At 38.4% G+C, this 12763-nt stretch carries 12 protein-coding genes and 1 riboswitch; of the genes, 6 read left to right on the plus strand and 6 right to left on the minus strand.

Going from position 1 to position 12763, the window contains the following annotated elements; translation table 11 throughout:
- The first annotated feature begins 76 nt into the window (after positions 1-76).
- On the plus strand, positions 77-355 hold the full coding sequence (rplY, locus tag CZ809_RS10695; RefSeq protein ID WP_036794333.1) for a 50S ribosomal protein L25: 279 nt from the start codon (positions 77-79) through the stop codon (positions 353-355).
- Between the two features lie 49 nt (positions 356-404).
- On the opposite strand, the gene CZ809_RS10700 is transcribed toward rplY, so the two are convergent.
- Entirely contained in the window at positions 405-680 is a 276-nt protein-coding gene (locus CZ809_RS10700) for a DUF1289 domain-containing protein (RefSeq protein ID WP_080157622.1), read from the minus strand.
- A 272-nt stretch (positions 681-952) separates the two neighbouring features.
- Between CZ809_RS10700 and CZ809_RS10705 the strand changes: the two genes are divergently transcribed.
- A complete protein-coding gene (locus CZ809_RS10705) occupies positions 953-1270 on the plus strand; it encodes a hypothetical protein (protein WP_080157623.1) in 318 nt (105 codons plus the stop codon).
- Positions 1271-1352: 82 nt separating this feature from the next.
- Here CZ809_RS10705 and CZ809_RS10710 read toward each other — a convergent pair whose 3' ends face one another.
- Together CZ809_RS10710 and CZ809_RS10715 are read right to left on the minus strand one after the other, a co-directional pair.
- A complete protein-coding gene (locus CZ809_RS10710; RefSeq protein ID WP_080157624.1) occupies positions 1353-3737 on the minus strand; it encodes a DNA polymerase II in 2385 nt (794 codons plus the stop codon).
- Positions 3738-3775: 38 nt separating this feature from the next.
- Positions 3776-4546: a nucleotidyltransferase domain-containing protein gene (locus CZ809_RS10715; protein ID WP_235865901.1), complete on the minus strand. Its 771-nt coding sequence runs from the start codon at positions 4544-4546 to the stop codon at positions 3776-3778.
- A 215-nt stretch (positions 4547-4761) separates the two neighbouring features.
- Here CZ809_RS10715 and CZ809_RS10720 point away from each other — a divergent pair, with 215 nt between their 5' ends.
- The gene (locus tag CZ809_RS10720; RefSeq protein ID WP_036794328.1) at positions 4762-5088 is read left to right on the plus strand and encodes an HI1450 family dsDNA-mimic protein; all 327 of its coding nucleotides are present in this window, start codon (positions 4762-4764) and stop codon (positions 5086-5088) included.
- A gap of 134 nt (positions 5089-5222) precedes the next feature.
- Here the strand turns inward: CZ809_RS10720 and emrD are convergent, their stop codons facing one another.
- From emrD to CZ809_RS10735, 3 genes are all read right to left on the minus strand, one after another.
- Complete coding sequence (gene emrD / locus CZ809_RS10725) at positions 5223-6437, minus strand: multidrug efflux MFS transporter EmrD (RefSeq protein ID WP_080157625.1); 1215 nt, start codon at positions 6435-6437, stop codon at positions 5223-5225.
- A gap of 333 nt (positions 6438-6770) precedes the next feature.
- The gene (locus CZ809_RS10730; RefSeq protein WP_080157626.1) at positions 6771-7367 is read right to left on the minus strand and encodes a GTP cyclohydrolase II; all 597 of its coding nucleotides are present in this window, start codon (positions 7365-7367) and stop codon (positions 6771-6773) included.
- Positions 7368-7618: 251 nt separating this feature from the next.
- Positions 7619-8896 carry an alpha/beta fold hydrolase gene (locus tag CZ809_RS10735; RefSeq protein ID WP_080157627.1) on the minus strand — a complete coding sequence of 426 codons (1278 nt, stop codon included), beginning with the start codon at positions 8894-8896 and terminating at the stop codon, positions 7619-7621.
- A gap of 332 nt (positions 8897-9228) precedes the next feature.
- Positions 9229-9302, plus strand: a riboswitch (Fluoride riboswitch).
- Positions 9303-9514: 212 nt separating this feature from the next.
- Between CZ809_RS10735 and CZ809_RS10740 the strand changes: the two genes are divergently transcribed.
- The 3 genes from CZ809_RS10740 (at position 9515) to CZ809_RS10750 (ending at position 12471) form a co-directional block, all read left to right on the plus strand.
- Entirely contained in the window at positions 9515-10207 is a 693-nt protein-coding gene (locus CZ809_RS10740) for an iron-sulfur cluster assembly scaffold protein (protein WP_080157628.1), read from the plus strand.
- A 103-nt stretch (positions 10208-10310) separates the two neighbouring features.
- Positions 10311-11315 carry a GGGtGRT protein gene (locus CZ809_RS10745; protein ID WP_080157629.1) on the plus strand — a complete coding sequence of 335 codons (1005 nt, stop codon included), beginning with the start codon at positions 10311-10313 and terminating at the stop codon, positions 11313-11315.
- A gap of 247 nt (positions 11316-11562) precedes the next feature.
- The gene (locus CZ809_RS10750; RefSeq protein ID WP_080157630.1) at positions 11563-12471 is read left to right on the plus strand and encodes a manganese-dependent inorganic pyrophosphatase; all 909 of its coding nucleotides are present in this window, start codon (positions 11563-11565) and stop codon (positions 12469-12471) included.
- Positions 12472-12763 lie beyond the last annotated feature (292 nt).

The raw sequence follows: 12763 nt of genomic DNA on the forward strand, positions 1-12763 counted from the left end.
TAGTATGCGCGCTCGTTTTACGATACTAAGTAAGGTCGCATTACTTAGTAAATTATTAAATCAAAGAGTATTGATTATGAAATTTAATGCAATTGTACGTACAGACCTTGGTAAAGGTGCGAGCCGCCGCCTACGTCTTACTGAGCACTTCCCTGCAATCGTTTACGGTGGCGAAGCTGCACCAGTAGCTATCACTCTTAAGCACAGTGATATCATCAACCAAATGGATAAGCCTGAGTTCTACGAAGGTTTTGTTCTTGTAATCGATGGCCAGGAAGTTAAGGTTAAGCCTCAAGACATCCAACGTCACGTGTACAAGCCAAAGGTTGAGCACATGGACTTTAAACGCATCTAATTGCGTGTTCATAAAACTCTTCAAAAAAGCACTCTTCGGAGTGCTTTTTTTATGGCTTCGATTTTTGAATATCATCAAATATAAATTGTTGTTGCGGTGATGAAATACTACTCTCTTGAGTATCAGTATTTCGCTGACGACGCATAATACGTAAATAGCGTTGTCGGCATAATTTTATAACGTTAATCTTTTGATCTGCAGTCATCTGTTGCCAATAAAATCGCTCATCCCGACTTCGATAACATCCTTTACAATAACCTCGATTATTGACTTGGCAACAGCCAACGCAAGGACTTGGCACATCAAAAAAATCAAGTTGCTCCATGTTGCTTCACTCTTGAATGACTCTATTCTCCTTTCTTGATCATAAACCATTCTCATCACTTCGCATTTAAATCGTAACCGTATATACCACCAAATAATGTTATTAAAGCAGTAATATTGTGTTTATTGTTAATATTAATTGTTATTTTTGTGTGTTGATTTTTAGTCACTAATTCTGCTAAGGTTATTAGCATTATCACGGCAGATAATTATTTATCACTTAAATGTTTCTATTTATTGATTAGAAAATAAAGACATTAACTGGAGGGAACCATGGATTTTTTCGTACCATTGGCTAAAAATGTTGATCAAGCACAATCTGTTTATTCATCAATTGCAGAACATGTATCAGCGCCAAAACCAACAAATGATAAACGTATTCAAAAATTAGTCTGGACTCATGAAGGCGTTGAATGTATTGGTGAAATTGGAAAATTACCACCTGAAGTTTTTCGTGCTAATGACGAAATTTTAGCGATTTTTGAATGTGATAATGTTTATAAAATTTGTACTCAAAATCGTGGTGTTATTAATTTTGACCCTATTTTAGCAAGCAGTGATAATGTAAAACATGTCACCTACTTTGACTAACTTCTTTATATCTTTAGTTCAAAATAGAAATAGTTAAAAATAGAAACGCGCTCACTCAATATAGCGCGTTTTCATTTGTTTATTAAAATAAACCTAACTGTGGTGCCGTTATGTTGTCAAACGATTTTCCTATGAAAATAAGAATGCCGTCAGCTACAGGTTTTAATTGCTTTTCTAAATAATGATTATAATCAATCACGTTTTGGCGATATTCAACAGGCTCAGCACCTGATGTTGTAAACACATATTCTATCGCACCTTTATGTTGATATTGCAACGGACGCCCTAGCTTAGTATTCATTTCATCTGCCAACCTTGCCGCGCGCACTTGAGGCGGAATGTTTTTCTGATAATCATCTAAATTACGACGTAAACGCTTACGATAAATTAACTGATCGTCAAACTCCCCAGCCAACGTTCGATTGGTATAATCACGCACATAATCATCAACATCGAGATCATGAAAGACCATTGAATATAATGTTTGCTGAAAATGTTGAGCTAATGGTGTCCAGTCTGTGCGTACAGTTTCCAAACCTTTAAATACCATTTGTTCATTATCACCTCGCCACACAAGTCCTGCATAACGCTTTTTACTGCCCATTTCTTGGCCGCGAATTGTTGGCATTAAAAATTTATGATAGTGCGTTTCATATTCAATTTCTAATGCTGATACTAAGCCGTATTGCTGCTGTAAATGTTGTTGCCACCATTGGTTGATATGTTCAACCAGAGCATTACCAATATGATTTGCATCTTGCTGAGAATGGGCTTTTTTTAGCGAAACAAAGGTTGAATCGGTATCGCCATAAATCACTTCATAGCCTTTCGCTTCAATTAACTCACGGGTTAACTTCATTATTTCATGACCACGCATAGTAATAGATGACGCTAAGCGGTGATCAAAAAAACGACAACCCGATGAACCTAACACACCATAAAACGAGTTCATGATGATCTTAATTGCTTGTGAGAAAGCTTTATCACCCTCTTTTTTAGCACGATCACGAGCAGCCCATAACGATTCAATCATCTCAGGTAAAAAATGACGTGTTCGATGAAATTGACCACCACGAAAACCAGCAATCGCTTGATGATCAGCCTTACCTTCTTCTAATAGTAATCCTTCCACTAACCCCATTGGATCGATCCTAAATGATCGAATAATAGAGGGATACAGTGACTTAAAATCTAACACTAATACGGAATCATATAATCCAGGCTTAGAGTCCATAACATAACCGCCAGGACTAGCGATCCAATTATCACTTTCAAGATTAGGAGCAATATAGCCTGCACGATGTAACTGCGGCATATAAAGATTGGTAAACGCGGCCACTGAACCGCCAATACGATCAAGCTCAACTCCCGTAAGACGACTTCGCTCAATTGCAAACTCTAACAAATGTGTCAGTTTAAAGATGCGTGTCACTAACTTACAGTCTTGTAGGTTATATGTTGCCAGTGATAATTTGTCGTGCTTAAACATATGGTTAATTTCCGCCATACGATCATGCACATTATGAATGGCTTTACCTTCCCCTAATAACTCTTGCGCCACCGCTTCTAATGACCACGAGCGAAAATTATAAGATGCAGTTTTTAAGGTATCAATGCCATCCATGACCACTCGGCCAGGAATACTGATAAAGCCTTGATTGGCATTTTGAGTCGAACGTCGATAATGCGGGGTTTGTTTACCTCGGCCGATACGAAGGCTAATTTTATTCCATTCCGCGCGATGCAGTAGTAATCGAAAATCAAAATCAATCACGTTCCAGCCAATAATAATGTCTGGATCGTACTCAATAAACCATGCTTCTAGCGCCAACAATAATGCTTTTTCGTCAGCCACCCATTCAATATTAAGTTCAGAATTAGGTTGATAATCAACGGGCTTATCTCCCACCATAATGACGCGACTGTCCATCTGGCTATGAAAACCAATCGAATATAAAACACCTTTTTCTGAACACTCAATATCTAGAGAAACCAAGGTCAGATTTGGAATATAATCAGCGGCTTTGGCTTTGGTAAACAATACATCATGGTATCCATTACGCTGCCTTACCTCACCAGTAAAAACCAACCCACCGCGAATAAAACGTTCCATCAAAAAACGATCAGCTAATCGAATATCCGCTTCAAACGCCTGAATACCCTCAGCTTGTAAGCTTTTACTAATGGCGTAATTATCACGAATAGTATCGCTATAGCAACCAACGATATCCTGATGCTGAAATGTTTTTAAGGTTAATGGCTTCCATTGCACTTGAATATTAATCGCTCGAATAATATCCATGGCTTGCTGTTGCTGATGAGCACAAATAAAAAGCACAGGTTTGTCGCCAATAATAGATAATCGACAAGGACCCGTGGCGGTTTTCACCCACAGAACAATTTCCGTTTGTCCTTTTATGTCTCGACTTTGACGAGTTAATACAAACCCGGTTGAATGTGACTGCAAAGAAACCTCAATCTAACCTTGATACGACAAAATAAGTGTTAACCAATTTTTCGTTCGATATTATTAAACTCACTCACAATCCATGCCCCAAATTGCGATAGCATAAAAATAGACGCTTTCTTTGGCACTTGTGGGCCATTAATTAACACAAATAGCCGTTCAATCTCTGTTACTTTATTTGGATAACGTGCCAGAAAAAAATTCGCACATTGTTGATCAGTATATGCCCAACCATCAACATCAATAGCCACCAGCATAAAACAACTTCTTAGCATTTTTTTACCCGCGCACCGACAATAATATTGGTATTCAGTGATACTTTTAGTGCGTCTAATCTGTTGTTCTATAGCAACTAAAGCCGCGGCAATATCGTGATTAAACGCTTTTGCTATTTCCCAACAAGGTTCAAAATCACCAAATTGTTCACTGAGATTAGTACCATATAAACACACGCTGCAATGTTTTAGCCAAAAACCCCATTTAAAGATAGATGCAATAGATAACACATCATCAAGCAGTACCCATGTAATATCAACCGCTGAGATCACAGGATAATTACGACTTAATGTCTGCGACACACAGGCGATACGATGTTGCTCTTCCACTGTTAACGGTGATGTGATCACTACGGTCAGATTCAAATCGGAAACACCACTTGTTGCCTGCCGATATGCAATACTGCCATTCAGATAAATACTGTGTAAGGCTGTTACTTGCGCTTGTAAATCTGTAACAACCGCCATAAGCAATGGCATAAAATCTAATTGAAAAGAGGTTTGACTATCCAACCGAGGTAAAAACTTAGCCACAAAACATACTCATTACATCAACTAACACATATTAATGACGTTTTATTATCAATCTCGGTCATTAACTTACTAAATAAACACCACTCTTTCCCCTACTATATCGACCTCAAGCATGACAATCATCAGTTTCGCTAACGATTATCGCTAAATATCGCATATTCCAAGGGTTTCGGTATAATAACACTACTAAACACAGATAGAGATCAATCAGTATCATGGAAACAGAAAACCTTATTTCATACGATGATGTTATTGACGTTGCATACGATATTTTTCTAGAAATGGCAGCGGATAACTTAGAGCCAGCTGATGTATTGCTTTTTACCATGCAATTTGATGATCGCGGCGCTGCTGAGGTTGTTGAAACCCGTGATGATTGGGAAGAACATTTAGCGTGTGAAATCGATAAAGACCTTTACGCAGAAGTATGTGTCGGCCTAGTTAACGAAGAAAATGACGAACTTGACGATGTTTTTGCTCGTTTATTGATCAGCCGCGATCCTGAAAACAAAGGCTGTCATATTTTATGGAAGCGTGACTAAGTCAATACGCTATCTATAAAAAGGCGCGAGATACACTTTCAACTAGATATTAACTAGTAAAAAGTCATATTCCGCGCCTTTCATTTATCTAACCGTTGCTATTAGCTAATCAACTTTATAACCAGTAAATATGATTAACGAGCAAGAATTGTAGTGTCTTGTTTGCTGTAACGGATCCACCATAAACTCATGATAACGATAATCGCCATCACCGTCATAACAGCACCTAAGCTAAATTGGCTTTGTGCATTTAAAAATGATGCAGTTAGTGTGGCGGCACCCGCCCCTACATTTTGTAAGCCACCCAGCACGGCGCCCGCGGTTCCCGCATGATTAGGAAAAGGTTGTACTGCAGCTGTCGTCGCAACAGGACATAGCATACCTGTACCAACAAAATACAAGAACGCACCACCAATCAAACTCTTGATTGTAATTAAGCCCGCAAAGCCAGGAATAATAATCGTCACCGCACCCAGCACAAGTGCAATCATGCCGATAACCAACACTCGATCAATACCAAGGCGTCGTACTAATCGACCCGACAACCATGCCCCACCTAAATATCCAGGTAAAGGTAAAATAAACAACCAGCTCACGGTGATCGGATCTAGCTTTAATACACTACCCAATAACACACCCGCCGATGCTTCAAATACCGCAATACCCGCAAAGGTAGCAATAAGACAAATCACATAGCCTTGAAAACGGCGATTACTTAATACATAACGGTAGCTTACAAGTACACGCTCAGCATGACGCTTTTCTGGTGGCAATGTTTCGGTAAAGTATTTCATCATCGCAACAGTAACAATAGCACCAAAGACTAATAGAAATGCGTATACCGATTCCCAACCAAAATGCTTAGAAAGATAACCGCCTAACACAGGAGCAATCAGTGGTGATAAAATAACCCCCATACTAATTAAACTATTTGCTTGGTGTAAATCATCACCATCATAACTATCACGAGGCACAGTACGACACATTGCACCACTACAACCGGTACCACAACCTTGGATAAACGTAGCAACAAGGAACCAATGGAAATTCGATGACAATAATGCGCCAAGGCTACCAATAAGAAAGATCACCATGCCAGAAATAATGACCGGACGGCGTCCAATACGATCAGATAATGGGCCATAAATAAACTGTGACAACCCGTAAGGGATAAGGTATACAGCCATTACCGCTTGTAAATAAGCGGATTTGATCGAGAAAAATGTTGCCATGTCAGGAATAGCTGGCACATACATTGTTTGTGTCATTTGTCCCACAGCAACTAAAATAATAAGTAAGAATAATAACTTACCCATGTTGCTAGCCGAAGATTGCTTAATCACAACCATCACCCTCAAAAAGATTAATATTGTCAGTTAATTATTGATAATCAACATATTAAATAAGAAGAAAAATATAGAATAGAGTATCTTTGCTATTGAAGACGAAGCTGGTTCGTTTAAATAGTATCTATGCCTGTAAAATCAGCGCAAATAGTAGTCTTCTGATCAGTAACTAACAAGTGAATCTTGTTGATAACGCACGATAGTTTATTATGAAGTGCATTAGAAAAACTAATCCATAGCAAATATTGGTTTTTAGATGCAATTTTTAGTTAAAAAAAGCCTCATAATACTTTCAACAACAAGAAAATATCATGAGGCTATTTTATTTTATAAATATTAGTCAAATTTTAAGCGATGCTTACCATGTGAAGCTTTCACTTTTAAATAATTTTCATTGCCGTCTTTAACATGCGCTTTTGTACCAACGACTTCAACGATGTTGATGCCATTTGCTTCTAGGTCACAAATCTTTTTGGGATTGTTCGTCACTAAACGTACTTCATTAATACCTAGCGCTCGCAACATCTGCGCAGCTTCAAAGAACTCACGCAAATCATCACCAAAACCAAGATGATTATTAGCCTCATAGGTATTCATACCTTGAGTCTGTAATTCATAGGCATCGATTTTATTATATAAACCAATGCCACGCCCTTCTTGGCGTAAATAAAGAATGATACCGCCAACTTTACCCATTTTTTCGATGGTTTCATCAAGTTGTTCACCACAATCACAACGTGAAGAATGGAACACATCACCCGTTAAACATTCTGAATGCATACGAACCAACGGGGCTAACGTTTTATCTGCACCTTGAAAAATAATAGCAACATGTTCTTTTCCTGACTCAAGGCCATTGAACGAAAGCAATTCAGCGGGGATATTGCTGCTAAGACCTACTTTAAAAGGCACTCTTGCCCTAACATTTACCATATTCTTCCTATGCATTTCTTCATACCCCTGTCGTAGAGGAATATTTAATTATGACTAAATAATACCGAAATTAGGGTACTAACAACAACAAAATCAATCAGGATTATTGATCCTATCAGTTCTGAATGCGTTACATTACCACTTAGCACCCTAAATATAAATGTTATATTATAACAATTTTCACTGATGAACTGTATTACCGTTAAAATGATAAAACAAATACATCTTTAATGTCCACGCAAAGCTAATAATTAAATGCTATCGGCTAAGGCCATCAATTGCTCAAAAATATGCTCGCCATCAACACGTAAGCCATTATGCTCATATTGATTCGTTTGCCATGATTTTGCATTTGCCAATAAAGCTAAGGTTTCACAGCTATAACGATATTCAACATACATATCTTCAACATACACAGCTGCTGCAACAGGTACGGTATTTTTAGCTAATTGTTGCGCACAATATAATGGAGACCAGTCCTCTTTTGCTGCTAATAAATGTGCCGCTTCACGTAATGGTTGCAGGCATGTCATTTGATCAAACATCCACGGATAAACCATTTCTCCCGTAAAGCTTACATCACCACCTGTTTGATATTGGTATTGAGGATAGTGCTGACGTACCCGCTCTGCCGCCCATTTAGATGCACACTGTTGACAATAAATAGCTTCATGTAAAATCGCATAAAGAGGATTTGTTTGATAGCTCTGTTGATTTAGCATTGTATTAAGGAAGTCATAACTCAGCACTTGTTGCCCTTCTATATCAACAAATGCACCTTCTATAGTGTAATACATGACTAAATCACCACCTGTACCCCCTAATGTTATACCCCATGTTTGAAATTGCTCAACAGTGAACAATTGTCCATTTGGCAAATAGGTCTGATTATTTGAAAGATACTCAGCAATGGCATTACATTGTTGTTGTGCGCCAGCAAAACGCTTAAAAAATGCCTTGTTCTTATCAGCAACTCTTTTATACATTGCCTGATATACCTCATCCGCTGTTGCCGTAATTGAAGGTATTCCGCCAGTAATAAACACTTTGGATAAACTTTGCGGATAAAAAGACAAATAATGTAATGCGCAGAACCCCCCAAAACTTTGTCCAAGTAACGCCCACTGTTTAATATTAAGGTGTTGACGTAATTGCTCGGCATCACGAACAATATTATCTGCACGAAAATGGCTTAAATATTCAGCTTGTTGCTGAGCTGACTTTGAAGCTAGCGTTTGATGAGTAATGGCACTACTTGCACCTGTGCCTCGTTGATCAAGCAAGAAAACACGATAATGTTTTAATGCGGCTTTTAACCAACCACTGTTCGCCTCAGGTCGTGGTGCAGCAAAACCTGGACCGCCTTGTAAATAAACCAACCACGGAAGATCTGCATCAATGTTTGATTTATGTACAACCTCTCGAGCAAAAATAGTCAAGGTACCGTCTGTTATTTGTTCATAATTCACCGGCACATTAATATTTATATTTCGAAAGCAAAGTTCATTATTCTTAATAAAGTCTTGCAATGGTTTTCTCCTTTACCATAATAAAAACAATTATCATTTAACATCGTCTAAATAATAATACATTTAACAATAATATTATTCCGTATTTTTCTTTCATTTTAAAATCAATAAATAAAAACAATAATTATCAATAAGTTAAATATTCACCATTCCCAGAAAGCTATTCAGTAACATTAATAATAATAATTATCAGTTAATGATTTCATATTTGAAATCTTTTTTCCAAAAATTAAATAGTCTTATTTATAAAAAAAAGCGTATATTTATTCCATTCACAAAATAGGCAATAAAATCTATTTTGTTGCTATAAATGATAACTTATTATAATAATCTTTATAGCGGGAGATGATGTTCCTCCTTTAACCGCCTTATTGGATTCTTTAAGGATAATGACGTCTGACAACATTCGGCTTTTAATAGTCGAGGACCGTGTTATTTTGTTACTTAATATCTGATGATATTTGTTTTTAAACACGTCGCGTTGTTTGCGTATAACGTCCTCTTCTTATTATCTGCACGATAACGAATTATCAATTCTACACTGCTAACTGTAATAGGTTAATACATACCATTTGTATTATCTTATTGCTTATAATGCGGTGTCTATGAGGCAGAGCAATGCAATACTCAAGTGAAGTTCAAAACATGTGTCCTATCTCTCGTGGTCCACAACACGAGTCAGCACCAATCCCTGTAGAAGGTCGTTGGGTTAGCCCTAAAGACGTTATTGCTATTTCTGGTTTAAGCCATGGTGTTGGTGCTTGTGCGCCTCAACAAGGTGCTGCAAAACTAACGCTTAACGTTAAAGATGGCATCATCGAAGAAGCTCTAATCGAAACTATCGGTTGTTCTGGTATGACACACTCTGCAGCAATGGCTTCAGAAATTCTTACTGGTAAAACTATCCTTGAAGCACTAAACACTGACCTTGTGTGTGATGCTATCAACGTTGCAATGCGTGAAATCTTCCTTCAATTTGTTTACGGTCGTACTCAAACTGCATTCTCTTTAGACGGTCTACCAATCGGTGCTGGTCTAGAAGATCTAGGTAAAGGTCTACGTAGCCAAGTAGGTACACATTACGGTACTCGTGCAAAAGGCCCTCGTTACATGGAGATGGCTGAAGGTTACGTAACTAAAGTTGCATTAGATGACAACGAAGAAATCATCGGCTACCGTTTCGTAAACGTAGGTAAGATGATGGAATCTATTGGTAAAGGCGTTCCTGCAGCAGAAGCTATGGAACAAGCTACTGGTCAATACGGTCGCTTTGATGAAGCTGCTCGTACTATTGATCCTCGCCACGAGTAATCATAGACCTATATCACACAAGTAAATGACGTTTTTATTTCGACTCTCTCAAGAGTTACAGCGTCACTGAAATTGTTTTTACCGAATTAGAGGAAACTCCATCATGGCTGCATTATTTGAAAGTTTTGATCGTCGTATTGAAAAAATCACTCCAGTACTAGAGCAATATGGTTTTGCTTCACTAGAAGAAGCTCGTGATTACTGTAACGAACATGGTGTTGATGCATACAACATCGTTAAAGAAACACAACCTATCGCGTTTGAAAACGCATCTTGGGCTTATGTTTTAGGTTCAGCTATCGCACTTAAAGAAGGTGCTAAAACAGCAGCTGAAGCGGCTGAATACCTAGGTGTTGGTCTACAAACTTTCTGTATTCCTGGTTCTGTTGCAGACCAACGTCAAGTAGGTCTTGGTCACGGTCGTCTAGGCGCTCGTCTACTAAGCAACGAAACACAATGTTTCGCATTCCTTGCTGGTCACGAATCATTTGCAGCAGCTGAAGGCGCAATCAAAATTGCCCTAAACGCTAACAAAGTACGTACTAACCCACTACGCGTTATTCTTAACGGTCTTGGTAAAGATGCTGCTTACCTAATCGCTCGTATCAACGGCTTTAACTATGTTGAAACTAAATTCGATTACGTTACTGGCGAACTAAACGTTGTTTCTGAGCGTCGTTTCTCTAAAACACAACGTGGTGACATCAACTGTTACGGTTCTGATGATGTACGTGAAGGTGTTGCAATTATGCACCGCGAAAACGTTGATATCTCAATCACTGGTAACTCAACTAACCCAACACGTTTCCAACACCCTGTTGCTGGTACGTACAAGAAAGAACGTCTAGAAGCAGGCCAAGCTTACTTCTCAGTAGCATCAGGCGGCGGTACTGGTCGTACTCTTCACCCTGATAACGTTGCTGCAGGTCCAGCTTCTTACGGTCTTACTGATACTATGGGTCGTATGCACTCTGACGCTCAGTTTGCAGGTTCTTCATCTGTACCAGCTCACGTTGAAATGATGGGTCTTATCGGTATGGGTAACAACCCAATGGTTGGCGCAACTGTTGCTGTTGCTGTTGCGATTGAGCAAGCTCAAAAAGCATAAGCTACGTAGCTAAATAAAATTTATCTTCAAATAACGAACAAGGCGCAAGATTAGACACTTGCGCCTTTATTTTTTATCCATAATTGTTATTTCTGCAAAATACTCTACAATCTTCCCGCACCACAGTTCTTGATTACTCTTATTCCTGTAAAACACAATCTCTTCTAGGTATAATCAGTAAAGAACCAAGTTAGTCTTATATATGTTACACAGCACATGCTGTGACAGATAAAGTAAAGGAAATATCATGATCCAAGTTGTAGGTCACAAAAACCCAGATAGTGACAGTATTTGTTCTGCACTCGTTTGTACTGCATTTCTTAAAGCTCGTGGTCTTGAAGCGACAGCAATTCGTCAAGGCGAAATGAATCGTGAAACTCTACACATTCTTGAGCTAGCTGGCGTTACAGCTCCTGAGCTACGTACAAGTGTTGCTGGTGAGAAAGTATGGTTAGTTGACTACTCAGATCTAGCTCAAGCACCTGATGACCTAGCTGAAGCAGAAGTTGTGGGTATCGTCGACCACCACCGTTTAGGTGATGTGATGACTATCAACCCAATGGAAGCTTGGATCTGGCCTGTAGGTTGTACTTGTACAGTACTCTTTAACCTATTTAAAATCGAAGGTCACGAAATTACACGTGAACTAGCGGTTCTAATGATGTCAGCTATCCTATCTGATACTGTAGGTTTCGCATCTCCAACTTGTACACAAAAAGATAAAGATGCAGTGCATGAGCTTGCTCAAATCGCTGACGTACAAGATCTAGAAGCATTCATCAAAGCACTATTAATTGCTAAGACTGATATCGAAGGTCTAACCGCTGCACAATTAGTTGAAAAAGACCTTAAAGGTTACCCTTTCAACAATCGTGATGTTGTTGTTGGTCAAATCGAACTTGCAACACTTGAGCAAGTAGATAGCATGATTGAAGAGCTTCAAGCTGATCTTCAACGTCGTTGCGACGAAGAAGGCCTAGGTATGGCTGCATTAATGCTAACTGACATCACAACAAGTACAACTCGCCTACTTTACACTGGTGATTGGAATCACATCCTTGATACACACGCAACTGACGGTGTATTAATGATGGAAAACACGCTAAGTCGTAAAAAACAAGGCTGGCCTTGGCTACAAACAGTACTTGCAAAATAATTATTTCAACTAATTATTGATAACAAAAAAGGCTCTTTTTAGAGCCTTTTTTTTGTTTTAATCACTGAAAAATCCCGCCAACAACGGTTCAATAATCCCCGCTTAGTCAACTATTCATTACAACACTTTCGATATTAGAGCAAATACTTTAATTTATTTATCAATCGAAATATATCTATAAAGCATCAATATGCACAAAGTATAACCAAACAAACTATTTTATTGTGATATTTGTCTATATTTGCTTATTATTCTCTTGAGGTATAACTATAATTCTTCCTCTTTTAAATCC

The organism is Photobacterium piscicola (assembly GCF_900166965.1).
Classification (GTDB): Bacteria; Pseudomonadota; Gammaproteobacteria; order Enterobacterales; family Vibrionaceae; genus Photobacterium; species Photobacterium piscicola.

Coding starts and splice junctions, on each gene's coding strand:
- CZ809_RS10750 (WP_080157630.1), top strand. CDS start 11,563: ATGATCCAAGTTGTAGGTCACAAAAACCCAGATAGTGACAGTATTTGT.
- CZ809_RS10730 (WP_080157626.1), bottom strand. CDS start 7,367: ATGGTAAATGTTAGGGCAAGAGTGCCTTTTAAAGTAGGTCTTAGCAGC.
- CZ809_RS10745 (WP_080157629.1), top strand. CDS start 10,311: ATGGCTGCATTATTTGAAAGTTTTGATCGTCGTATTGAAAAAATCACT.
- CZ809_RS10705 (WP_080157623.1), top strand. CDS start 953: ATGGATTTTTTCGTACCATTGGCTAAAAATGTTGATCAAGCACAATCT.
- CZ809_RS10740 (WP_080157628.1), top strand. CDS start 9,515: ATGCAATACTCAAGTGAAGTTCAAAACATGTGTCCTATCTCTCGTGGT.
- CZ809_RS10700 (WP_080157622.1), bottom strand. CDS start 680: ATGGAGCAACTTGATTTTTTTGATGTGCCAAGTCCTTGCGTTGGCTGT.
- rplY (WP_036794333.1), top strand. CDS start 77: ATGAAATTTAATGCAATTGTACGTACAGACCTTGGTAAAGGTGCGAGC.
- CZ809_RS10720 (WP_036794328.1), top strand. CDS start 4,762: ATGGAAACAGAAAACCTTATTTCATACGATGATGTTATTGACGTTGCA.
- emrD (WP_080157625.1), bottom strand. CDS start 6,437: ATGGTTGTGATTAAGCAATCTTCGGCTAGCAACATGGGTAAGTTATTA.